The organism is Gilliamella sp. B2717 (assembly GCF_026536675.1).
GTDB classification, from domain to species: Bacteria; Pseudomonadota; Gammaproteobacteria; order Enterobacterales; family Orbaceae; genus Gilliamella; species Gilliamella apicola_I.
Genome location: NZ_JAFNNQ010000091.1, coordinates 39,485 through 64,577, shown reverse-complemented (window position 1 = coordinate 64,577; position 25,093 = coordinate 39,485). Strand labels below are relative to the sequence as shown.

Annotated in this window: 23 protein-coding genes and 1 CRISPR repeat array; of the genes, 3 read left to right on the top strand and 20 right to left on the bottom strand. The window is 34.0% G+C overall.

Annotated features, from left to right (window positions below; genetic code table 11):
• Positions 1-312: 312 nt before the first annotated feature.
• Positions 313-1,014: a CRISPR direct-repeat array (repeat unit 30 nt; unit sequence CGGTTTATCCCTGTGTGTACAGGGAACACT).
• 92 nt (positions 1,015-1,106) lie between these two features.
• From cas2e to casA, 7 genes are read right to left on the bottom strand one after another with little or no spacing between them, the layout of a single operon-like run.
• A complete protein-coding gene (gene cas2e, locus J3U35_RS09010; protein WP_267360869.1) occupies positions 1,107-1,391 on the bottom strand; it encodes a type I-E CRISPR-associated endoribonuclease Cas2e in 285 nt (94 codons plus the stop codon).
• Between the two features lie 2 nt (positions 1,392-1,393).
• The gene (cas1e, locus tag J3U35_RS09005) at positions 1,394-2,311 is read right to left on the bottom strand and encodes a type I-E CRISPR-associated endonuclease Cas1e (RefSeq protein WP_267351532.1); all 918 of its coding nucleotides are present in this window, start codon (positions 2,309-2,311) and stop codon (positions 1,394-1,396) included.
• A gap of 10 nt (positions 2,312-2,321) precedes the next feature.
• The gene (gene cas6e, locus J3U35_RS09000) at positions 2,322-2,993 is read right to left on the bottom strand and encodes a type I-E CRISPR-associated protein Cas6/Cse3/CasE (RefSeq protein WP_267360867.1); all 672 of its coding nucleotides are present in this window, start codon (positions 2,991-2,993) and stop codon (positions 2,322-2,324) included.
• On the bottom strand, positions 2,994-3,716 hold the full coding sequence (gene cas5e, locus J3U35_RS08995; RefSeq protein WP_267360865.1) for a type I-E CRISPR-associated protein Cas5/CasD: 723 nt from the start codon (positions 3,714-3,716) through the stop codon (positions 2,994-2,996).
• Between the two features lie 12 nt (positions 3,717-3,728).
• Entirely contained in the window at positions 3,729-4,838 is a 1,110-nt protein-coding gene (cas7e, locus tag J3U35_RS08990) for a type I-E CRISPR-associated protein Cas7/Cse4/CasC (protein ID WP_267360863.1), read from the bottom strand.
• Positions 4,839-4,843: 5 nt separating this feature from the next.
• Positions 4,844-5,461, bottom strand: coding sequence for a type I-E CRISPR-associated protein Cse2/CasB (gene casB / locus J3U35_RS08985; protein WP_267360861.1), 618 nt, complete (start codon positions 5,459-5,461; stop codon positions 4,844-4,846).
• Between the two features lie 10 nt (positions 5,462-5,471).
• Positions 5,472-7,079: a type I-E CRISPR-associated protein Cse1/CasA gene (gene casA, locus J3U35_RS08980; protein ID WP_267360859.1), complete on the bottom strand. Its 1,608-nt coding sequence runs from the start codon at positions 7,077-7,079 to the stop codon at positions 5,472-5,474.
• Between the two features lie 456 nt (positions 7,080-7,535).
• Here casA and J3U35_RS08975 point away from each other — a divergent pair, with 456 nt between their 5' ends.
• Together J3U35_RS08975 and frdD are read left to right on the top strand one after the other, a co-directional pair.
• Complete coding sequence (locus J3U35_RS08975) at positions 7,536-7,973, top strand: hypothetical protein (protein ID WP_267360858.1); 438 nt, start codon at positions 7,536-7,538, stop codon at positions 7,971-7,973.
• Positions 7,974-7,987: 14 nt separating this feature from the next.
• Complete coding sequence (gene frdD / locus J3U35_RS08970; RefSeq protein ID WP_267351524.1) at positions 7,988-8,344, top strand: fumarate reductase subunit FrdD; 357 nt, start codon at positions 7,988-7,990, stop codon at positions 8,342-8,344.
• Positions 8,345-8,396: 52 nt separating this feature from the next.
• On the opposite strand, the gene J3U35_RS08965 is transcribed toward frdD, so the two are convergent.
• From J3U35_RS08965 to J3U35_RS08945, 5 genes are all read right to left on the bottom strand, one after another.
• On the bottom strand, positions 8,397-9,257 hold the full coding sequence (locus J3U35_RS08965; RefSeq protein WP_267360856.1) for a hypothetical protein: 861 nt from the start codon (positions 9,255-9,257) through the stop codon (positions 8,397-8,399).
• A 66-nt stretch (positions 9,258-9,323) separates the two neighbouring features.
• Positions 9,324-11,042, bottom strand: coding sequence for a microcin C ABC transporter ATP-binding protein YejF (gene yejF / locus J3U35_RS08960; protein ID WP_267360854.1), 1,719 nt, complete (start codon positions 11,040-11,042; stop codon positions 9,324-9,326).
• The gene (locus J3U35_RS08955) at positions 11,039-12,070 is read right to left on the bottom strand and encodes an ABC transporter permease (RefSeq protein ID WP_267360852.1); all 1,032 of its coding nucleotides are present in this window, start codon (positions 12,068-12,070) and stop codon (positions 11,039-11,041) included. Before J3U35_RS08955 ends, yejF begins: the two co-directional genes overlap by 4 nt.
• Positions 12,070-13,158 (bottom strand): microcin C ABC transporter permease YejB, encoded by a 1,089-nt coding sequence (locus tag J3U35_RS08950; protein ID WP_267360850.1) that lies wholly within the window; start codon positions 13,156-13,158, stop codon positions 12,070-12,072. The genes J3U35_RS08955 and J3U35_RS08950 overlap by 1 nt, the downstream gene beginning before the upstream one ends.
• Position 13,159: 1 nt before the next feature.
• A complete protein-coding gene (locus J3U35_RS08945; RefSeq protein WP_416380693.1) occupies positions 13,160-14,944 on the bottom strand; it encodes an extracellular solute-binding protein in 1,785 nt (594 codons plus the stop codon).
• A 545-nt stretch (positions 14,945-15,489) separates the two neighbouring features.
• Between J3U35_RS08945 and cas3 the strand changes: the two genes are divergently transcribed.
• A complete protein-coding gene (gene cas3 / locus J3U35_RS08940) occupies positions 15,490-18,183 on the top strand; it encodes a CRISPR-associated helicase Cas3' (protein WP_267360847.1) in 2,694 nt (897 codons plus the stop codon).
• A gap of 482 nt (positions 18,184-18,665) precedes the next feature.
• Here cas3 and J3U35_RS08935 read toward each other — a convergent pair whose 3' ends face one another.
• The 8 genes from J3U35_RS08935 to J3U35_RS08900 all read right to left on the bottom strand — a co-directional run bounded on the left by J3U35_RS08935 (position 18,666) and on the right by J3U35_RS08900 (position 24,974).
• Positions 18,666-19,628 carry a TrbM/KikA/MpfK family conjugal transfer protein gene (locus J3U35_RS08935; protein WP_267360845.1) on the bottom strand — a complete coding sequence of 321 codons (963 nt, stop codon included), beginning with the start codon at positions 19,626-19,628 and terminating at the stop codon, positions 18,666-18,668.
• 206 nt (positions 19,629-19,834) lie between these two features.
• The gene (locus J3U35_RS08930) at positions 19,835-20,272 is read right to left on the bottom strand and encodes a hypothetical protein (protein WP_267360843.1); all 438 of its coding nucleotides are present in this window, start codon (positions 20,270-20,272) and stop codon (positions 19,835-19,837) included.
• Positions 20,253-21,266, bottom strand: coding sequence for a P-type DNA transfer ATPase VirB11 (virB11, locus tag J3U35_RS08925; protein ID WP_081299148.1), 1,014 nt, complete (start codon positions 21,264-21,266; stop codon positions 20,253-20,255). Before virB11 ends, J3U35_RS08930 begins: the two co-directional genes overlap by 20 nt.
• Complete coding sequence (locus tag J3U35_RS08920; RefSeq protein WP_267360842.1) at positions 21,263-22,363, bottom strand: TrbI/VirB10 family protein; 1,101 nt, start codon at positions 22,361-22,363, stop codon at positions 21,263-21,265. The genes virB11 and J3U35_RS08920 overlap by 4 nt, the downstream gene beginning before the upstream one ends.
• A 9-nt stretch (positions 22,364-22,372) precedes the next feature.
• Positions 22,373-23,245, bottom strand: coding sequence for a P-type conjugative transfer protein VirB9 (gene virB9, locus J3U35_RS08915; RefSeq protein ID WP_267351510.1), 873 nt, complete (start codon positions 23,243-23,245; stop codon positions 22,373-22,375).
• Positions 23,246-23,250: 5 nt separating this feature from the next.
• Positions 23,251-23,949: a virB8 family protein gene (locus tag J3U35_RS08910; protein WP_267351508.1), complete on the bottom strand. Its 699-nt coding sequence runs from the start codon at positions 23,947-23,949 to the stop codon at positions 23,251-23,253.
• Positions 23,950-24,135 (bottom strand): hypothetical protein, encoded by a 186-nt coding sequence (locus J3U35_RS08905; protein ID WP_267360840.1) that lies wholly within the window; start codon positions 24,133-24,135, stop codon positions 23,950-23,952.
• Positions 24,132-24,974: a type IV secretion system protein gene (locus tag J3U35_RS08900; protein WP_267360838.1), complete on the bottom strand. Its 843-nt coding sequence runs from the start codon at positions 24,972-24,974 to the stop codon at positions 24,132-24,134. The genes J3U35_RS08905 and J3U35_RS08900 overlap by 4 nt, the downstream gene beginning before the upstream one ends.
• Between the last annotated feature and the right edge of the window lie 119 nt (positions 24,975-25,093).

The window sequence follows — 25,093 nt, the reverse complement described above, 5'->3', positions numbered from 1 at the left end:
TGCACGTTGAAACAATCCGAAAACAGCTGCCTTATATCCATATCATTCCTAGAAATTATAGGTTTTGTTTTTAATTATTTTGAAATATAAATTTTGATAACTTTTTTTAAATATGTAAACTACATTGTTTTACCATTTAATGCAAGTTTTTTAGAATGATTTTCTAATTAAATTATAAAGATAGCAATGTTAAGTGTTTAAGATTAAGCTTGGTACTAACTACTATTTATTAGTCTAGAAGAGTGTAAATTGAAGGCAGGTCGGTTATTAAAGCTTATAAAAGAAAACCTAAAAAATGACCATTCGCTAATGTGGTTTATCCCTGTATATACAGGGAACACATATTTTTATCATTCGTTGGGAATTTAGCCTCCGGTTTATCCCTGTGTATACAGGGAACACTGAGTTGGAGCGGGATATCGAATACCTGCGCACGGTTTATCCCTGTGTATACAGGGAACACAATACAGCATTAAATTTAATGTAGCCCCAAGACGGTTTATCCCTGTGTATACAGGGAACACAAAATTTTTATTAAAAAAGAAATAGTTATATTCTGTTTATCCCTGTGTATACAGGGAACACGTTTAATGTCCCGTCCACTGAATCTGAAAAAACGGTTTATCCCTGTGTATACAGGGAACACATCCAGAAAGCGCCTATCAACAACTACGATTACGGTTTATCCCTGTGTATACAGGGAACACAACAGAAAGGCTTTTAACCGTGTTTAAGTACGCGGTTTATCCCTGTGTATACAGGGAACACTGTAAGTCGCAATATTTTGCGTCATGGTAATATCGGTTTATCCCTGTGTGTACAGGGAACACTGATGCTACAAAAAAAACAGGAGGATGATCAACGGTTTATCCCTGTGTGTACAGGGAACACTATTTCCCTCTCATGCCCATGCTGCTAAAGGGCGGTTTATCCCTGTGTGTACAGGGAACACTTAATAAATACACCATTCAATCACAATTCTAACGGTTTATCCCTGTGTGTACAGGGAACACTCTAAACGTAGCTATTTGTTTTATTTAAACTTATAGCGACCACGAAATTCTACCAGATTTTTTTAATTTTTAAAGAACTTTAACTTATTGATTTTAAATAGGTAAAAAAGATACCAACCTAAGTCCATCGAGTTCTACCGGCACTCTTCTGTTAGTACCATAAGTTTGGAAGTCAAATCCAGACTCAGTATTGGTTGCCCAAGCAAGTACAACATTCCCTTCTTCAGCAAGCTCGATGATTTGTTGCCAAATCATCTCCCTTACCGGTCTGGAAATATCACCTATGTAAACACCAGCTCTGATTTCTAATAACCAAATAGCTAAGCGTCCTCTTAATCTAGGTGGGACATTTTCAGTCACCACAACACACATACTCATGATTAATGGCTCCTAAAGCCACTATCGGCAAGTGATTGAGGTTCTGGAATCGCAGGTGGTAGTACATCATCAGGAGGCGGTGGAGGTTCAATACCTCCAGCGGATAATACCTCTTCAATCAGTGGAATTAATGTCGTCAATGTTTTTTGACTTCTAAAAATATCGCGACAAGCAATGCGCACTTCACGATCAGGGTCAGCTCTATTTTTAGCTGCAATTTCAAACGCTTTGGGTACCACTGTATCAAATTTTATAATATCGGCAATATCATAAACAAACGAGAGCGGTTTTCCGCTATGCACAAAACCGATAGCTGGTGCATAACCAGCTGCCAAAACCGCTGCTTCGGTAATACCATAAAGACAAGAAGTAGCAGCACTGATACATTGATTGACCGTATCGCCTTTTTGCCAATCTTTGGGATCATATTTACGTCCATGCCACTTAACACGATACTTTTTGGCTAGTAATGCATAAGTTGCACGTACACGAGCGCCTTCAACACCTCGTAACTGTTCAATAGAACGTCGGCTAGGAGCCGGCTCACCAAATCGCAGTTCAAACATTTTTTTGACAACTTTTAGACGAAGTTCATCATCCAAAGCTAATTTTGCTTGATAAAGTAATTTGTCCGAACGGGCTCCCCCAGGTTGACCTGTCGAATACATTCTGACGCCAGCCTCACCTACCCAGACTAACAGTGTCCCCACAGTTGCGGCTAATCTAACCGCTGCATGTGATACTCGTGTACCGGGCTCAAGCATGATACAAGCAATAGAACCAACGGGAATGTGGGTTCTAACGCCTGTTTTATCTATTAATACAAAAGCACCATCTAAAACATCAATTTGTCCATATTGTAGGAAGATCATTGATGTTCTATTTTTTAAAGGAATAGGATTTAGTGGAACATACACCATATTAAATATCCTATTGACAGTGTTTGATTAAAAATAGCCCACAGCCAAACCCTTTGCTTTTACCGATACCTTGATAAAGTGTAGCTAAAAATAGTTTTGGATCTGTAACAGTCAATACACCCTCAAAATCAACACTACTATAACGAATTGGTTTAAGTTCTGACTTTTTATTAAGCAGATGTCGGTTATAACTGATAACATTACAGCAGACTGCTGAATGATTATTTTGCTGTAATGAAAATCCACGTTTTTCACTTTGCTTAATCAACCAATCTATGGCCGCTTGATATTGCAGATCTTTGATCTCATTCGATGATAATCCCTGTTGTTTAGCCTGATACTTAGCGTTCATCATCACATCACATCGTTTTCCTTGTTTCATGACAACAGGATTGGCACGTAATAAAAAACTTAACTTCATGCCTGTTGTTAATTGCGGTGCATAAGGTTTTGTATCGACTTTAAATAATTCATGATTGGTAAGCGGTGCAACTTCAGATAAAAGATAAAACAGAGGTTTTTTAGTCTTTTGATCTTTATGAAATAAAAATGGACGTTTATTTTCATCAGGAAACAGTTGCCATAACCATTGATGCATAGCATATTCACCAGCAGACCACCTTTTTTGTTGCATCACATAAGGAAGTCGCTCAAGTTTTAGCTCGACTTTCGAAAAATACATCTATTCGCTCCTTTTTAAGTGTCCTGTATATTGCTGACGATTGATAAATTGCCAACGCTTCCGGTTAATAGGCTGATCTTGTCGAAATTGTATTTTCATTACGTCAAAATGCGCTTCTTGATCAGGATGATCCCAGTAATATTCGTTAGCATCACTATCAACTAAATACTTTAGGACAGGATCTAATTGGTGGTATTGATGATAATGTTCATTAGCGAATACAAAAGCATCACTAAGCAGCCCTTCATAAATTATGGGGGCTAACGGCAATGACAATGGCGAATTTTTTCTACCTACATAAAGTGGAAAGACAGGCGTTAATAATGCCTGCTTTATCTGCTCTACAGAATAAGGGGCGCTTTTTGTTTCGGTAATAATAATTTGATAATAGACATCGTTGTAATATTCACGATGAGTTACCAGATTATTTGAATCTTGCTCATCAACCTTTTTAGAATTTTTGCTTTTAGGGATTGGAAATTGAACAGTATGAAAATCATACAACCAACTTCCTTTAATAATAAAAGGGCGAGAAGCAATAAAATAATGTTGATTGAAAGCATCAATACGATCGTCATCACGCCGAATACCTAATGCTGCAGCCAAAAAGCCTAATAAAGCTGAGCGGGAAGGAATAATATTGCTGTGGCGAATATTGCCAACAGCCGGTTCCCCCCACGATGTGAGCGGTGCATAAATCTGAAAAATAAGATGTTTTATCATCTTGACTGCTCCTTATTTTTCCGCAACAAACTTTAATGCAGCTGCAAGTGTCCCTTCTCCACTTTCAATATTGAGTTTGTAGCGATCATCCGCACATTGACCATAAACTTGATCAAACTTATCCAATTGTTGCTCTAATCGAGTTATGGCATCATTCACCATATCTTGGCTACGGATAGGATTAAAATAAGCAACAGCAAGTGAACGTGGTTGCTGAGTACCTTTTTCAATCAATAAATAAGAGGCATAAGCACGTGATGCAAAGCTATTTTGCATGCCAGTTGGCGCCACTTTTATAGCGGATTCAGTTAATGCTTTTAGTGTCTTTTCAACCAATGCTTCATCACCATTTAAGTTATCAAGGAGTAGATCACGACTAATACAGATATAAGTATAGAACAGTGCCGAGGCAAATCCACGTTCGCCTAAGTGCCCTGAACTCGCATCTTTTCCTTTATCATTTAAATCATCAACAGCAGTAAAAAAATCATCTTCGATAGAAATTGCACTCACACTTAAAGCATGAGCAACTTGACAAGCCGCTTCAATGTTAAATTCTGTTTTACCCGCTAACATTCGACCAAATAAAGCAATATCAATGCTACTATTTTCTTGACGAGTTTTAATTAATTTATTCAATTCGTCTTGGGTAGGCTCTCTTTTCTGATTAATTAATAGTGCAACTAGTCTTTCTATTTCCTGTTGTTCATCATTACTAATATGAATAAGTTGATCCATATCGAAGTTTACTTTTGATTCTTCAGATTTTTTCCCATTTTCCTTTGTATCTTTTTTCGCTTCATCTTCTGACTTTTTATTTTTTCGATAGTTTTCCATTATTTTTTTTGCACATGATATTGCAAGTTTTTCTTCTACTCCTTTTTCTTTCATAGGTTTATAAACCCATTCAGTAATAAATTTACGTGAACGAACACCTATATTTTCAGTTAGTGACTCAGTAAAAAAGTCTGATTTTCTCCAAGCACGCTTTAAACTCTGAGAAGAAATACGTAAACGTTCACTATTTCCCATTTTAGCTGTTTTCGGACGACCTAAATCATCACGATTTAAATTTGAAGGCGCATAAGCAGTTAATAAATGTAATTGTAAAAATGTACTCATAATAGTTATTCCTTAATTGATTTTTCGGTCGAATAGTAATCCATTGCCCAACGAACAGAATTACGTTTAAATGGTTCCATATTATTTAATAAATTTTTTTGACGATTATCCCGCTCTTTTGCCCATAAAAAGATACTATCAGCAAGTGAGAAGAGGTTTACACCTTCATCTCCACGTGATTTAACTGCTCGGATTAAACGTCGGCAAAATTCTTCATCAGTAATATTTGCAACAAGTTGGTTAAAGCGTAAAGGAGATAGAAACTTTTGTTGATTTTTTTCTTTTGTTTCATTTAATTGTGATGCAAAAGAAGCATTTTCATTATTTAGTTTGGCAAAAATAGCAACAGCAACAAAAATTGCGAGTGCTTGATGATGATTATCTGAACCTATTAGAAAGCTATTTTCTTCAAATAACTGATTAGCTAATAACCAATAACCTTCTTTGAGCATTACTCCATATGGAAAAGGTACTTTTTTCAGATCTGCTCGTAACTTTAAACCATTGTAAGCTTTACCAAAGAAATAACATTCTTGATCCTGTAAATTAGAAAACCATTCATTAATAATTATTTTATGATGATTATTAAGAATGAGCGTTTTTTTGATAAGATTTCTTGACACGTTATTCTCCTTATACGTAATCAAAGTTATTTGATATATTGTATTTTTTTTTAAGATCATTAAATTGATTAAGTAAATTTTTTCGACCACTTATTTGATTACAAGAAATTCGATCAGCTGTTTCAGTTTTGCTATATTTAAATGATTGTTCAAGATCACCAAAAGCGACCTTATCATAGATTTGAGTAACATAATTTAATAATGTATCTGCCCATTCAATTAACAATGGTTGCCGACCGTTGGGATTGTCTTTTTGTTCTATAAGTTTTTTTATAAACTCATAAAATAATAATTCTGTTTCTTTCCAATACGCAATCTCAATTGATATCGATCTTTTTTTGAGCACTTTTTCGATCTCTTTTTTCTTCTTTTTGTCAGTTGTAACGAAAATTTCAATTGATTTTTTTAAAATCTCCTGCATATCTTTACTGAGTTCTAATGCTTGAGCAATTAACTCTTTTAAATCACTGTTAGTTTTGGCCAAATCAGGGTATACTGGGTATAAGTGTTCATACCAACAAAGAGCATCCATCTGCTTGAAATTGTAGCCAAAACACCATAAATGATAATGTTGTTTACCTGCAAAGTTTCGTTCAAAATGAGTTGTTACCACTCTAGCCGAATGCGTATCATCATTGGCACTCACCATACCTAACCAATCTCGATAAATTAATCCACCCAGTAGCACTTTAATGGCCTTCTGTTCACCTGTCTTATTATTTGTCGAATATGGCGTTAACGGATGTTGCCAATGTTGATATTGAATGCCATAATTTTTAGCTTGATATTGGGTAATCAGTTGTTTCGATAATTCACCACAAATGTCACATTGCCCCTGCTCAGTTTGATGAAAATCTAACTCAATACGCCGAGGCATTCCCCAAAAAGCTTGACAGTAATTAGCTTGTTCAGGAAATAGACTTAAATTTTTAGGTGGTTCACTGGTCTTGGTTGGTGCTAACCAAGGAAAGACTGATGCATCAAACTGCTGTGGTCTTTCTTCATCATCTAAAGGGATCACATTTAACCACAATTTTTTCCATAATGGAGTCGGTTTACTCACTTCTGGCATGATTAAAGTAGTAATTGGACCAATGACCCCACGCAAACTCACCCGATGTCCTTGACCACCCGCTGGGGCATTAGTTTGCAAAGTGAATAGCGCCATAGCGGCACAGTGTGGGCACATCACTTTGACAAAACCACGTTTAACAAAGTGATCGGTATCTTTTTTCAATGCATTCTCACCCGGAGCATCAATTAATAAATTCGTTATAGGTATTTTCTTACCCTCCAATTTAGCAAAATCTTGCATAAAAGAGGGTTTTGTTGCGCCAAATTGCATGGCTGTTCTGACTTGTTCAAACGCTTCGGTTAGTTGCTGTGATGAAAAACCATTATTCCAATATTTTCGCCACTCTGAATTATCTTCGGGCGATAGTGTGGTTTGTAATAAACCAATCAAAAACTGGTAAGCCGCACCTTGAAAATCGGGTCTTAAATAAGCTAAATCTGAAATGGTTTCATCAACCAGTTGGCTGGGTTGAATTTTACTAAGGTGACCATCGAAATGAACAACCGGTATCCATTTTTCGTCTAATAAAGATAAAGTAGACAAATTTTTTACTCCTTAATTTCATATAAAATCGATGTTATGATCTGACACCGATTATCTATTTATTAATAAACCATTAATTCATCACAAGTTTGATTCATTAATATAAATTGATTATGTATATTTGCTATCAATCTATTTAACAATTTTAAATCTTATTTAACCAAAAGATTACATTTTTTACGATAAATTAATGATAAAAATGTGATCCACTACAAATTTTTTAAAAATTTACATATAACAGCTTGTATTATTGCTTATTTTAATTTTTTCACATAGCTTTCTAATAATTAAAATCATGCACATTATGTGCAACCTTAGAACGGTAAAATCTTTAACATTACTTATATTAAACTAGCGACATCAAGCCGGTTTGCCACTATAATTGCTTGTTAAAAGCTATTATGAAACTGATATAAAATGTAAAAGCTGGTAGATAAATCAAATGTTGAGAGAGTTATGAATCCTAAAAATAACACTAAATTTCCAATAAATAATCATCAAAATCCCCTAGACAATCCTCATCAGCTTGACAATGGGCAGGTAAAAACCAAGATATCCTTGATTTTTTCGATCATTAGCAAAATAACGCCGTTTTCAATGTTATGGATCAGTTTTGTTTTAACTTATGGGGTAGTTTGTATGTACACGAATGCGATTGGACAAGATGAGTTTTACCACTTTATCTTCTTTTTACAAAAACCCGTTGTGGTTGCACTTAATTGTGTAGCACTCTTGTCGGCACTGTTACATAGCATAATTTGGTTTATAAAAGTCCCTAAAGCATTATCATTAACGACTGATAATAAGCAAACTCAAGCTTGGTTACTCATCGCCTGTTTATGGATAATCACAATTGCCGTATCAGTGTTATTAATTAAATTGATATTAAGATGAGTGGTGTTTAAATCATGAAAATTCAAGAATCAGAAACTAAACGTTCGAATAATACTGTTATCAAAGGATTATATGCCTTAGGCGGTACGTGGGCAGCTGTTTTTGTTCCGGTTGTGATGATTATCATTGGATTGATTATTCCTTTTGGCGATGCTCAAACTCGTTCCTATATTTTAAAATTAGTTAGTAGCGAACCAGGTAAAATCTTTTTGCTGTTGATGATATGCTTACCCATTTGGTGCGCATTACAACAAATTTTAACGATTTTGCACCAGTTTAATATTCATCCTAAACGTGAAAAACTGTTAACTTTTGGTTTGGCGCTGGCATGGACGATTCACGCTCTTTTTATTTTGTTTGTCAGAACATAATAATTGAAATTGCAATTAGCGTTATTAGATGATAACGCTAATGGTTTCAAGATTAATAATAAGTGATTTGTCTAACGATGTTCACTTGCTTATCTGGTTGAAGTTTATTTACTCTATTTGCCGAAAGCCAATCTTTTTTATCATTGACGGTGAGTAATTGAGTTAAATAGTTAGCTGACTCCTTACCGTCTGTAAAATTAGTAGATTGAATTGACGTTAAGCGATTATTTTCATATTGATAAGAAAAATCACTTTCATTGCTTAAACCATTACTAAATTGAGTCACTACTTTTGCGAGTTTTTGATCTTGATATTCATACGTAAATAATGAAACACCATTCAAATCATTACCGGTATAGTTACCCTGCTCATCCGTTTCTTTAAGTTGCCAGTGCACATTTTTATTAACCAAACAATGATTGGTATCATATTGATAACTATCATTTTGAATAAAAATAAAATCAACCGCTTTTTTCACTTGATGAGACTGAATAATTTTACCGTCTTTATCAGTCGTAAACTGAGTTATACTGTTAGTTTTATCTTCAAAATCTTCGATAATATTTTCCCAACCAGTATTTATTTTTTGGAGATGTTCAGAATATAATCGTTTGTTTTGAGCAGAATACAGCTCATAATGACTTAACGTAATTAGTCCGTTTGGATCATATTCTAATGAATGATTGGCATTCGTTTCATTCTCCTGCATACCTATTTTTTGGGTCGTTGTCGTTCTGATTTCTTGCTTTATTCCCGTTGCTGGTGTATCAAGATAATCATAAAGTTGGAAGATATAATTATTGGCTTCAACTTGATTTTGAGTAATATCATCACGACAATTCAGTGCTATGACATTAGTTGAAAACAATATGGATAATGGTGCGATAAAAAAAGGTAGTCTTCGTTTTTGCATAATTTATTGATAAAGTTAATTTAAGATAATTTTTAAAAATGCGTGTTAATGCGTTAATTTTTATTATTACTCTTTTCGCATCAACAACGCGTCTGCCCAATTGACTTGATTTTTTAGTTTTTTATTTTCTTTTTCTTCTTGCTCATTGATTTTATCTGAATAAATCAGTGTTTTATTTTTTACTTTTAGCTTCATTGGTTTATCGAAAAAAGATAACAAGGTTTTTGTATATTCATTTTCAGGTTCAGAAAAGACTTTTTCACACAATCCTTGTTCGACAATTTTTCCTTCTTTCATAACAACAACATGATGACACATAGTATAAATTACGCTTAAATCATGGCTGATAAAAAGATAACTCAGTTGATACTTTTGTTGCAATGATTTAAGTAAATAAATAATTTGTTGCTGAATTGTATGATCTAAAGATGAGGTTGGCTCATCTAAGATGAGTAATTCTGGTCGCAAAATCAATGCTCTGGCAATAGCAATGCGCTGACGTTGCCCTCCTGAAAACTCTGTTGGATAGCGAAAACGCATTTTTGGGTCAAGACCAACTTCAAGCATGATATCAATCACAGCCTGTTCTCGTTCAGATTTACTTAGTTTTTTATGGGTTAACAATCCTTCACTAATAATCTGCTCAACATTAAAACGAGGATTTAGCGATGAAAAAGGATCTTGAAACACCACTTGAATACGACTACGGAACGGGAGTAATTTTTTAGCGGTTAAATGATCAATATGGTGACCATCAAATAAAATATCGCCGTCAGATTTTATTAACCGAAGTATCGCCATTGCCGTTGTGCTTTTACCTGAGCCTGATTCACCAACCAGCCCCACGGTTTCCCCTTGATGAATGACAAAACCGACATTATCAACAATTTTTTTCTTTTTACTGCTAAATAAGCGTTTTTGCGTTGTCACCTCAACATTTAGATGATTAACACTAAGCAGTATCCCCGGTGTTTCAGGTAAAACGATAGGTTCACCACTTGGTTCAGAGTTTAATAATGTTTGAGTATATGGATGTTGCGGACGTAAAAAGATACGTTGTTTATTATTATATTCAACGATTTGACCTTGTTGCATTACTGCCACTTTATCCGCTAATTTTTTTACAATACTTAGATTATGCGAAATAAATAGCATACTCATATTCAGTTCGGTTTTTAATTCTTTTAGTAACTGAATAATTTGCGCCTGTACAGAAACGTCTAAAGCCGTCGTTGGTTCATCAGCAATTAATAGTTTAGGATGTGTTAATATTGCCATAGCAATCATAACTCGTTGCCTTTCTCCTCCTGATAATTGATGAGGATAAGCTGACAATTTATTTTTAGGCTCTTTGATTCCAACCCGATCAAGATATTGCAATATTTCGCTTCTGGCTTCGTTACGTCGCATGCCTCGATGCAATGATAAAACTTCATAAAGCTGCTTTTCAACAGTATGTAATGGATTAAGTGATACCATTGGTTCTTGAAAGATCATACTGATTTGATTACCTCGTACTTTACGAAGTGATTTTTCGCTGGCATGCAGTAATGAATTTCCTTCAAACAAAATATTCCCAGTTGGGTAAATCACTTGTTCGTTACGCAATAAGCGTAGAATTGACAGTGCTGTCACACTTTTACCCGATCCTGATTCCCCAACTAATGCAAGTGTCTCTTGTTCATGAATATCAAAACTGATATGACTGACCACTTGCGAAGTGAGATGAGCTTGTCTTTTGAATGCAATACTTAAATCTTGTACAGATAATAAAGGTAAACTCATTGATACACTCCTTTGTTTGGATCGAATGCATCCCTTACGGCTTCACCAATAAAAATCAGAAGGGAAAGCAACGTTGCAATAATTAGAAAAGCGCTAATGCCAAGCCATGGTGCTTGCAAATTATTTTTGCCTTGTAGTAATAAACGGCCTAACGATGGTGAATCAATCGGTAAACCAAAGCCTAAAAAATCAAGCGATGTTAATGTGGTAATTGAGCCACAAAGAATAAACGGTAAATAGGTTAAAGTTGCCACCATGGCATTAGGTAAAATATGACGAAACATAATTTTATAATTTCTAACGCCCATTGCTTTTGCTGCACGGATATAATCAAAATTACGTGTACGTAAAAATTCTGTTCTTACTATGCCAGCTAATGCCATCCAACCGAACAAAACAGTAATACCTAGTAACCACCAAAAATTAAGCGGTAAAATGCTTGCGAGAAGAATAATGACAAATAGGACAGGTAATCCGCTCCAAATTTCGATGAAACGTTGCCCAATCATATCGACTTTACCACCATAATACCCCTGTATAGCCCCAATGATGATGCCGATAATCGAGGTAAAAAGTGTTAAAAGAATGGCAAAAAACATCGATATGCGAAAACCATATAAAATATTAGCTAAAACATCAAAACCTGCATCTGTTGTCCCTAGCCAATGCAATGCAGAAGGTGGCGTCGGAAAGGTACTATTAGTATCGTAAATTAATGTATTATAGGTATAACGAAAAGGTGGCCATAACATCCAACCGTTTTGTTCTATTTTTTCTTGTATTTGAGGATCTAAAAAGTTAGTTTGCGTTTCAAACTGTCCACCAAATTCAGTTTCCGGATAAAAATGAAAAATAGGTGAATAATAGTTATTCTGGTATTTGATAAAAATTGGTCTGTCATTAACGATAAAATCTGAAAATAAACTAATAACAAAAAAAATCAAAAATAGCCAAAGCGAATAATAACCACGACGATTATGTTTAAATCGTTGCCAACGTTGTTGATTAATAGAGTAGTGAGTGGTCATTAATTACGAGCCTCAAAGTCAATACGTGGATCAATCACCATGTAAGATAGATCACATAACAATTTAGTGATGAGTCCAATTAAGGTAAATATATAAAGTGAACCAAAAATTACCGGATAATCACGTTGTATAATCGCTTCGTAGCCTAATAATCCTAGACCATTAAGCGAAAAGATAATCTCTATTAACAACGAACCGGTAAATAAAATGCCAACAAATGCAGCAGGAAAGCCTGAAACAATCAATAATGTCGCATTACGAAAAACATGCTTATATAAAATTTGTCTTTCGCTTAAGCCTTTAGCACGCGCAGTAATAACATACTGTTTTCGAATTTCATCTAAAAATAGATTTTTTGTTAACATCGTCAACGAAGCAAAACCGCTAATCACCATAGCAATGGTTGGTAAGCAGATATGCCAAGCATAATCCTTTACTTTTCCCCAAAAATCGAGTTGGTCAAAATTATTTGAAATCAATCCTCGAAGCGGAAAAATATCCCAATAACTGCCACCGGCGAACAATACAATTAATAAAACAGCTAGTAAAAAAACGGGTATTGCATAACCAATGATAATTAACATACTTGACCAAAAATCGAATGCAGAACCATCTTTAACCGCTTTACGAATACCTAAAGGGATAGAAATCATATAAACGATTAACGTACTCCAAAGCCCTAAAGAAATCGAAACAGGCAAGCTTTTAGCAATCAATCCTAAAACCGATTCACTTTTAAAAAAACTATTTCCAAAGTCAAAGGAAAGATAATTTTTGAGCGTATCAATGTAACGTTCAAAAAGGGGTTTATCAAAGCCAAATTGTTTTTCTATCATCGCCACAACTTGGGGATCAAGTCCTCGAGCACCACGATAATTTGACTCATTTTTTTGATGCAGCGAAGATGATGCAGTGCTTTCACCACCCGGTAACAAACTTTGTCCACCATTGGCATCATTTTCTATCATAGCTAAGGCTTGATCAACTGGGCCACCTGGAGCTACTTGTACAATAAAAAAATTGATCGTTAAAATAACAAACAGTGTTGGAATAATGAATATCAATCGACGAATTAGATAATTGAGCATATCAATGTTCCTTATTCTTAGATAAATTAGCTGCTTTATCAGCATCATACCACCAACTATCCACGCCTATTGCATAAGTGGGTTGGATGTCTGGTTGCCCAAATTTATTCCAGTAAGCATAAAATGTTTGGCTATTATACCACATGGGGATCATGGGGTATTCTTGAGTAAGAATACGATCAAGCGCTCGTCCTAGTGGGATTAATGCTTCTTGATTATCGACATTCTTGGTGATTTCGGCGATGATACCGTCAATGGCTTGATTATGTAAACCTGAACCATTCCATGACGAATTAAGATATTCACTCCCCCAAAGAATCATCAGATCTGACGTTGGATAATTCACTGCCCCATAATTACGAGCCATCATATCATAATCACGTTCACGCATACGGCGTAAGTGTTGAGCCGAATCTAACAACGTAATTTTCATATTAATACCTAATTTTGATAAGCTTTGCTGAAATGGAATAGCATATTTAATATCTTCACCAAGGTAAGCAATAAGTTCAAATTCAAAAGGTTGCTTAGTTTTTGCATTGACAAGCACGCCATTTTCAATTTTCCAGCCAGCTTGATTGAGTAATTGGGCGGCTTTTAATAAATTTTCACGATTAAAACCCTGACCATCACTTTTAGGCAATGAATAAGCATCACCAAAAGCACGTTCAGGGATAATATCTTTATAGATATTCAGCCATTTTAGCTCCTGTTCGGTAGGGGTTCCTTTTGCAGCATAAATTGTATTTTCAAAAAAACTGGTCGGTCTTTTATAACTGTTATAGTAATAAGCACGATTTAACCATTCAAAATCGAATGCTAACGTAATCGCTTCACGAACTTTAATATCTTTAAACAGATCTTTTTGTAAATTAAAGGCTAACCATCTGGTGTCGGTTGCAGTTTTTATCGGCTTTTCCTGCTTGATGATATCGTTTGTGTCAAAATAATGACCTTGATATTGCGTAAACCAATTTTTAGGTTGGGACTCACCCCGAAAATCATATTCACCGGCCTTAAAGGCTTCTAATGCAATACTGCTATCCATATAATATTCTATGCGTTTTTCATCAAAATTATCTAAACCTCGATTAACGGGTAAATCTTTCGCCCAATAATGAGGATTACGGCGATAAATCACGTATTGCCCCATTTTATAATCACTAATAAAATAAGGCCCACTACCAACCGGTGGGGTCGTTAAGGGTTCTGAAAAATTATGATGTTGCCAAAAATGTTTTGGAATAACGCGCATATTGCCGACAAACGAAAGTAATTTTTCACGATCGGATTTTGGCAATTCAATACGAACTCGATAAGTATCTAAAGCCTTAACCGTCACGCCTTGATTATAGACTTTATATTGAGGCACACCTTCAGTCATAAATTTATTAAAGGTAAATTCCACATCTTCAGCGGTTATTGGCTGATCATCTTGAAAACGCGCATTAGGATTAATTAAAACTTCAGCCCAGCGGTAACTATCAGAATAAGTAATCGACGTTGCTATTAATGGATAAAAGCTGGTGATATCGTCTGCGGTATTCGTAAAAAGGGTATCATATAATGCACCTGAATTTTTTTCGGGCGCACCACGACTGGCATAGCGATTGAAATTATCAAACGAACCAATCTCAGCTAGTTTAATAATTCCACCTTTCGGCGCATTTGGATTCACATACTCTAAATGTTCAAAATTGTCAGGATATTTAGGTTCGCCTAATAACGAAAAAATAGTTTTATGATAAATCTGTTCGTTCGTTTGAACTATGTCACGCATTGCCATTTGCTGACGACTATCCGAAGACTGCTCTACAGCTTGTGACGTTTGTTGCGTTGTTTTGTCTTCTGTTTGATTGGCATTAACAGATTGAGGAATAATGACAAATCCACTCATACAACAAGCAATGAGTACTGATTTTATTTTGGGTTTGATTTGACGAATCATCCTAATTTAATTCCTGTTTTAATCAATTTTAAATTTATTTGTTAGCGCAAAATTTTATTGTCATCGATAATGACTAAAATTATTTACCCTCAACAGTTAAAATATTCTATTTTGCCAAACTTCAATTAAGTGAGCAAAATCTAAATATTAGCACTAAATTCACCCAGTACAACCACCATTATAATCTGACTAATTAATTAATCATCAAAAAAGTTTAACATTTACTTTATGTTTCAGTATAAAAGATTTTGTTTCATTTTTATACTAAACAGTATTATATTAACAAACTAAATTTTTCGAAATTTAATGAAAATTATTAAGTTAAATAAGCATAAATAATAAAACGGACAAAACAGTAGCAAAACAATCAAGGAATACATTTAGTGACTCAGCCATTTTATCAATATTGGGGCAAATGCCATCAAAGTTCTGACAACAGTAGTTATCACTTACTTGCTTATCATAATTTAGATGTCGCTGCATGTGGTTATCAAATAGTTAAACAAAATTTATTTAACTCTTCGCAATTATTTGAACAAATTGGTTTTTCTGCAAAAGATGTCGATCAAGCAGCGCTTTGGTTTGCTTATTTTTTGGCTTGGCATGATATTGGTAAATTTGCGAATGGATTCCAAGCATTATTTAAACACAATCATCCGCAGCTTGTCAGCGTCGATCCATCTAAAAGCTATAATTCTAGACATGATTCGCTTGGTTTTTGGTTATGGAATAACTCACTTAAACACCAACCAAACGTTAAGCTTGAACAACATAGTGAAGATATTGATGAATTATATGACACATGGCTACTTATTATGACGGGACATCATGGCAAACCACCAGAACGAGAAGCTTATGGTAATTTATCATTTAATGAACAAGATAAACAATCGGCTTTAGACTATATTATCGCACTGAATCAATTGTTTATAGTCGATAACAATCTAGCACACCATGCTTGCCATTTTTTTGATAAAAATTATTATAAAAAATTAAAACAAATAAGTTGGTTAATTGCGGGTTTAACCGTAATCAGTGATTGGCTTGGTTCAAATGAACAATTTTTTCCGTTTTGTTCACAGCCCATGCCACTTGATGAATATTGGCATAATCATGCGATGTTGAAAGCAGAAAAAGCCATTGCCACTTTACCAACAGCATCGCCAATCACTCCTTTTAGTGATATTAAAAATTTGTTTCCTTTCATTGAAAAACCAACACCACTACAGCAACAAGCGTTAACCTGTCAACTTTCTGATAATGGTGCAGAACTTTTTATTATGGAGGATGTGACGGGTGCAGGAAAAACGGAAGCGTCAATGATTTTAGCACATCGGCTTATGACAGCTAAAAAAGCACAGGGTATCTATATCGGCTTACCAACACAAGCAACAGCTAATGCTATTTATCAGCGTACCGCTCAAGTATACGAACAATTATATCAAGCTGATAGCCATCCTTCGCTGGTACTGGCTCATGGCTCTAGCTATATGAATCCGCATTTTACTCAAACAATTTTAAATCACGATGAAATTAGCCAGCAAAAATACCCCAAGGGTGAACAATCAGTGAGTGGAGAATGTAATGAATGGTTTGTTGATACTCGAAAAAAATCGTTATTAGCTGAAGTAGGAGTTGGCACGTTAGATCAAGCGTTAATGGCAATTATGCCTTTCAAACATCAATCGTTACGTTTATTAGGATTACGCCATAAATTACTGATATTAGACGAAGTTCATGCTTATGACAGTTACATGGTAAAACTACTCGAAAACTTATTACATTACCATGCGTTACAAGGTGGCAGTGTTATTATTTTGACAGCAACATTACCTTTTTTTCTGCGTCAAAAACTGCTCACAGCCTTTTATAAAGGCTTAAATGGCAACAAACAAGCTTTAAAATTAGAACAGTCATTACCTTTTCCACTCATGACACAGCTTAATCATAACGGCTTAGTTGAACAAGCGATTGAAACCCGACAAGAAGTTAAACGCCAAGTAAATATCGAATGGATTAACAATATTGAAGCAGGAATAGACAAAATCAGCAAAGCAATACAACAAGGTAAAATTATTTGCTGGATCAAAAACAGTGTACAAGATGCAATTAGTCTATATCAACAAGTTCAACTCAATTTACAACTGGATCATACACAAATCCTACTTTTTCATAGCCGTTTTGCGTATTGTGACCGTTTGGAAATTGAAGAAAAAACATTACAATGGGCTGGAAAAACATCGAATCATCAAATTCGTGCAGGAAAAGTCATTATAGCAACACAAGTGATTGAACAATCCTTGGATCTTGATTTTGATGAAATGATCAGCGATATTGCCCCGATAGATTTATTGATACAACGAGCTGGCCGTTTACAACGGCATGTTCGCGATAAACAGGGCAATATCAAGCCATATGATGAAAAAAATCAATCGTTTGATGAACGCCATCCCCCTACCCTAACCGTGCTTGCCCCAGATTGGCAAGCTGAACCTAACGCGAATTGGCTTGACGAACCAGCCTTTCGAAATACCAGTTATGTTTACGCTAATCCGGCTCATTTATGGTATACCCAAAAGATACTATCCGAGCAAGGTTGCATTAAAATGCCGGATGATGCAAGGCAATTAATTGAATCCGTTTATGAACAAGATCTTGAACCACCAGCAGGATTACAAAAAGGTTATCATGGTGCTCAAGGGGCTAATTTAAGTAAATCGTCTATCGCCAATCAAAACGTATTAAATTTGAATGAAGGTTATAAGCGTGATTCAAAAATGGGATGGGATAACGAAGTCGAAGTGGCGACTCGTTTATCAGAAGATAGTGTTGATATCTATTTAGCTTATCAACAAAATGAAAAAATTATTCCTTACTCTAGTCATAGTGAATATGCCTGGGAGCAAAGTCGAATTTCGCTAAGACGTGCAAAATGGGAAAAAATCAAAAATCAGATCCCTCAACTTGATCAAACGAGTTTAGAAAAACTCAGACAACAAATACATAGACCAACAGCGATAATTGTCTTACTCAATGAAAAATCAGACTTTTATTCTAGAAAATTGGGGTTTATCTAGGATAAATTTTTATTCGATAACGGTACTTATTCATTATTTACGTATTTTTTGATAATTATCTGTTTACTGCTCAAAATAGGTAAAAAGGAAGAATGTATTAATTGTTTAATTTTTTTAGCGATAGGATTCGTAGGATATTTTAGGATTATGGTTTTAAAATTTATTTTATGTAAACCTTTTCATAATAGCTTTTAAACTACCCATTGCTGGTCATGAGTGTTTTTATGTATATAAGAAGCGACTAAAATCAGTTACGATATTGTTTGATGCAATAGATGATATTTTGTGTGTAAAAAAGATTGTGAGTTGAATATTTGATACAATTAATCATAAATTTCACTGTTATTTTAACCAACAAAGTTAATCCTTAGTGTTAAGGATTAACTTTTTAGTTTTCGTTAACAGTCATTATCAATTTTTGATTGTTTAAATTGATAGTTTGCTGTTTATATTTTCATGTCAGAAATCATTTAAAATTTAGCTTAATTTTCATCTTTCCAACATTTTTTGGTAATTGGGTAATGTTTAAAATAACCATAACCAAAATTTATTTTTTCCATATGCCCTTTATTTCCTTGACTCTTCCATGCATCATATTCTTTTTTCGGATTTTTTCCTCTAATTATTATCGCACTGTAACCTCGTCGCCAATCTTTGTTTGAATAATAGGTTCCATCACAATGATAGGTAGGTAGTTTGATATCAGAATAGGCATGGTTGGCTAATGCTTCACAGTAATCTGGTAATTTTGCAATGGTTCTTATACTATCCCCTTTTTTATCTTGCAAGTTGTTTAATTCGTCAGCTGTACAATCTGTTTTTTGGTTTGGAATAATATCGTTGACTAGGTTATTTAAATTTTGGTCATCATTATCAACCGGACACATTGCTAAAAAAGATTTTCTTGCTGTTAACGTTTTTGTCCAATTGAAAATCCCTCTGGTAATTACTTTTATTGAGAAGAATTTTTTAAGATAAGATGTACATTCACTCGGCCTTGTTACTGAAGATAAACATAAAATAACACCACAAGCTATTGCTTGATCATTAGAAAGATCTTTTTGGTTTATATTAAATCGATTTTTTTTGTCATTAGTAAAATGAGTCAGGTTATCTGATATTCCCACGTTTTCGCGATAGTCTATATCGTTTGTGTTAGCAGGACTTGAGCTTGTAACTATTTTTGATTCTTTAGTTTCGGCAAGCCTATCGATTATACTTCTGTCATCTTCTTTTAAAGATGGGTTGTTTTTTTCAATGAGTTGTATTTTCTCTTTTAGATCGCTAGCTTTGAGCTGATCTGTTGGCGATATATGTTCTTTTGACATAATTGTTTTATATTCAAACCGGTATCTATCTAAGTCTTCTTTTTCATCAGCAAAACTGTTTAATGAAAAAAAAGCAGTCAATATGATAATTGTCTTGAAATAGTTTATTTTTTTCATAATATTACCTGCTTTTATAGTAATTGAATGTTATCAATTTTGTTTTTTGATATACATTTGTGTTTCATTGTTTTGTTCATTGAATAACATCTTTTAATACGCTTATTATTCGTTATTTTTAGATGTTATCGCTGGTTTTATTTAGTTTTATTATTTTATTGTTTTCCTATTCCCATGTTATTTTTTAATAACATATGTTTTACATTTTATTTTGATTTTACAATCTTATCCCCCTGTTTTCCTGAAAATATAAATGTGACAAATTCATTTTTATCAACCATTTCTTCTGTTACAAATTGGCATTTAATCCCTATTTTTCTGAAATAATTTTCATAGAGATAAATATTTTTTTTGTTGCCAATTATTTTTATTGAATCGGCATGAGTTGCTAAAAAAATGACAGTTATTTTGTCTGACTCTTTAATTGGCGCGCCTACTACAGTATAAATCACTGATTTATCTTTAAAGTCTTTGATAATTTGTTCATTAGGTGATAGTCGACTTGTCGGATATCGAAATAGTTGATCTTGATATACAGATTTATAGTTGTCACTATTCAATTTAGGTGGTTTAGGTGGAGTTGAACAACCTGTTAGGTATCCTATTAATATAATTAATAACCCTTTAATTAAATAACTTTTCATAATCGACATCCTTAAAATAGACTTCTGTAATTTTTCTTGAACCAGAAAAAGCTGACATTTGAATGACTACATCAATTGATAACCCTATCATTTTAGCAACAGTTTTATCACTTAATCCTACGGCTTTAGGATTTTCCATTACATTAGTCACCATTTTTTGAAAAGTCATTTCAACTGTAGGTGAATGATAAGAACATAGTGTTCCATTGTGGCCACTACCAATTACTTTGATGAGATCTAAGGCGACTTGATCTCGTATTTCAGCCAGTAGAATTCTGGTTGGTTTTAATCGTAAACATGCTTTTAATAATTTTGATGGCGTTACCGGATCTTCTTCTTTGTATTGGCTATCATAGAAAAGTTGGGCATAGTTACCATGATTAAAAAAGGCTAACTCTTCTGTATCTTCGATAGATATTAACCGTGCATTTAATGGTATAAACTCCATTAAGCTTTTCATAAAGGTCGTTTTTCCCGATCCTGTTTCACCACAAAAAATGATGTTTTTACCTACAGCTACGGCTTTTTTTATAAAATCGACGAAATTTCTGCTAAGATAAAGTTCTTTTAACTCTTCATCATCTCTACTTTTATCACCAAATGCTTTGATATCATTAAATAAACCTTGTTCAACATACTTTTGATACGGTACATTGGTTTTATGATTTTTTCGGATATCTACAATTAAGTTTTTAGATGCGGGTGCATAAACTAATTGTATTCTTTCACCACTGATTAATGTCCCACTTAAAAAGGGGTTAGTTTCACCTAATTTTGTATTATTGTAATTTGCCGCGGTCGTCGCAAAAGATTGTAAAAGTGAACCTGGTTTTTTTATATCGTTTTCAATCGATTCTTTTTTTATCCATTCATCGTCGGTTGTTTCAACCCACAATGCACCATCAGGATTGACACAAATTTCTTTTATTTTCGGATCTGATAGGTATTTTCCAAATAAAACTTCTGTATTTTCCCAAAAAATAGTATTCATCATTTTCTGTACTCTAATTTATAAACATCACTAAAATCAATATCTTGGTTAGTGTAAATACCAACACTATCACCATGATTACGATATATTGTTGGTGGAATATCAACATTTTTCTCAATTATCGATTTAGCAACATCCGTTCCACCTTGAGTGGTATTATTTAAATCAGTAAAAGTGTGTTCTTTTTGTAATCGTGATGCAGCAGCACTTGACAGATCACTCATCAAAGAAACTAACACAGCATTACCAAAACGAGTCCAAAAATGATTATCAACCCAACCACTAATACCTTGGCCACCTAATACATCACTCGCCCCTGAATCAATTCTTATTATTAAATTATTGGGTGTTCGGATCTCTTCCCATAAAACAAACACTCTATCGTCACCTTGATTAACACTGGCTCGTCTGAAGGCTCCATTAACTATTGAACCTTTTTCTATGAGTAAGGTCGTGCCATTTGCCGAATAAACATCATCACTGATAATGCATCCAACATCACCACTAATTTGGCTAATCAATGCTGTCCTTAATGAGCATTTAATAAATGTTCCCCTGTAAATTGATAAATTAGGGTTAAGTTTTAATACTTCCGCCTTAACAATCTTGGTACCTTGTTTGTTTTTTTCGTTATCGACAGAACTTTGTTGTTGAGGTATTGGTTGAACTATTGGTTGAGTTTCTTGTTGTTTTACATCTTTATCATCACCTTTAGCTAATCCAAAACGCCCTTTTATAATTACGGGTTTTGACTCTACTTCAACTTCATTTGGGATTGGATTTTCTGGATCAACACCATTTTCTGGATCATTCGGGGGTAAAAGATTATCAGGATTTCTAGTATTTCTTGTAATATTAAATGATCTATTATCAACAGTAACAACTTCGGGTTCTCCTTCATGTCTATCTGCTGTTAATGATGTTTTGAGCGATAAGATTCCCTTTGCTAACATAAATAACACAATAGCGATAACAATCATCAACATGAAAATTGTTTTAAATGATATTCCTTTTGATTTTTTCTCATTTTTCAATTCATCAGCGATATTCGATTTCAAATTTTCTTCATTTGACTCCATATTATTTTGATTGACACTCATTTTCTATCCTTACTGGTTGATCACTCTGATTACATTATCGCTTATTGTTGTTTTATATTCTGGTTTATAGGTTCCGTAAGACTGATTAAAAATCCCAACAACCTTGTTACCATTTCTTAAAATTAATTTTTCTGCCACTTTATGAACCACTAACGTTCGGTAATTATTTAATACATCGGCTCGCATATTGTAGGTGAGCATTTCTTCTGATTTATTTTTATTCACCAAAAATACACTTGGGATCTCTTTTTCATTGGAAAACCCTAAAAAGGTTAGTATGCCATCATCATAAACAAAATCCGGTACAATACTTTCACTTCCTTTATTAACAGATTTGTAATAATTCCAGTTCACAGGTGTACTTAACTTTCCTAATGATTTTGTTATAAGTTGTTTATTTTTCTCTTCTTGATATATTTTTGCTTTTCTTATATTTTCATTTTTTATGGCTAAGGCTCTATCTTTCGGATAATTAAAGCGTACAATGAATGAATTATTATCTTGTTTTTCATCTATCATTAATTGGAATGAGTATTCCCTTTTATCGGTAATCACAATTAAATTGGTATTCCAATCTGGTGATGATGGTTTATAAAATGTCCCTTCCCCATTGTCGATAGGTTTGGGCATTATGATTAAATAATTATTTTGTATTTTATGTTGCCAACCCTCTTCAAAACCGGTGGTTACATATTGTATGTATTCATTATCTGAAAATTTTATGGTTGTGGTGTAACCATCTACCGCAATGATTTTAGTTACATCATCATTATTATAGTCAAGCTCTCGAACACGATAATCAAAATTAGATTTTGGGGGATCGGTTTCGGAATATGCATTAAACGTGATTAATACTATTAAAAATGTAATCAGCTTTTTCATTAAAATTACCTATTTTCTGTATCGACGGTGTAAGATAATATTTGAAATCCTAACGGATTGGACGTTCTATGATTTAACGCTAGTGATAAATTTGGTTTATAGTCATATGCTATGGTAGCAAAAATTCTTTTGCTCACTCTTTCATTGTTAGCAAGGTTTACCCTTGTCAATTCTGCCCGTGCAATTGCAGTCTTCGTGTTAGTCTCTCCTTCACTTACCCCTAAATTTATAGACAAAATTTTTACTTCGATAGCATAACCATCCCCATACAATTTGTAGGGTGCATTATCTGCGTTAAATAAGCCGATGTACTGCCGATTAACATTTGCTGATCCATATAATTGCACTCTTTCATAATCTTGTTGAAGAGTTTCATAAACATATTTTTCACGTAATTCAATATAATGAGCTATCCAAAATCGATCGAGTGCTTCATCCGGCGTAAAGGATTGATCCGTTAAGGATGGAATAATATCAGTATAGCCTGTATTGCTATCGACTCGAATAACATAGGGTTGAGTCTCTTTCAATGGTAATAAAAATGCAAATGACCCCGTTAACACTAGCGAATATAAGATAAAAATACTTGCTACTATCCATGCTAATTTTTTGGATTTTTCCTGATTCTGGATAATATTTTTTTCGAAAGTTAGACTTTCTTTTGTAAGTTCATCTATAACATGTATACTTTTTTTGTCTGACATTTACTTCGCCTTTATATTTTCTATTAGTTGATAAGTAATAATGTCACTATTTACTGCTTGTAATTGGTTATTTTCAAGAGGAACAGTATTTTTTCTTTTAACACAGCCTACTACTAACGTTAACAACAATAGAGAAATTATAATTATTTTCATTTTTTTACCATGTTTAATTAATTTTTGAATCATAATGCGGCTACCTTGGCTGCAGTGTTAGCTGTGTTAACAACTCCATTCCATGCATTCAGAATTGAACCACATGTAAACCCAGTTAATGCTTGAGCTAACTTTTTTACTTCTGACATAACATAATAAAAGAAAATGGCAAAGAATAAACATGCAGCACAAATTACTCGGTATGATAGGGGATACTTACCTATGGAATCGCAAAGTGTTTTTAAAAATCCTGACATTAATGACATCATCAATCCAGATAATACCATTGTAATTATAGCCCCGACTACTGCAGTCAGCCATCCTTCAAACACTTTTTTGGTATTTTCAAATGATAACGACAAAATTGCCAGTGGAGTAAAGAGCAAAGCAAACGCCAAAATAATTTCAGATGTTAATAATGCAAAAAGACAACTTCCAGACATAATAAAGAAACATGCCCATAAAGATAATGCAACAAAGGGACGATCAAATATAAATGCTTTTTTAATGATCGGTTCAATGGTTTTGTTAAACTTATCTGTTTGACTATCTAGTTGTGCAATTGCTCCTCCCTTTTCAACTAATGCACCTTTAACTTCTTTTACTATATCTATAACTGTTTTTATCCACCCATCAGCATCAAAAGCAATACTCGTTACAATAGAGATTATTAATATTTTATGAATGTGTTCTCCAAGCCTAAAAGGCCTACTCCCCAGCGCAATTTCAATACTTTTATAGGTTACCCATAACAACATGATACTTCCGAATATTTCACTGATTGCACTCACAAAATCCGTAATTTTGGGGGCGGTAACTGCTGCGAGCGACTTATCAACAAACTTCTGAAGTGTAGTAAATACTCCTGCCATTTTAAATTTTCTCCAACCCTATAAGACTATTTTATAATGTAATATTAGCCTATTAGGCATTCCCCAAAAATCTTAAAATATTATCAATATATGTATTGTTAACAATGCAAATAAGCTAA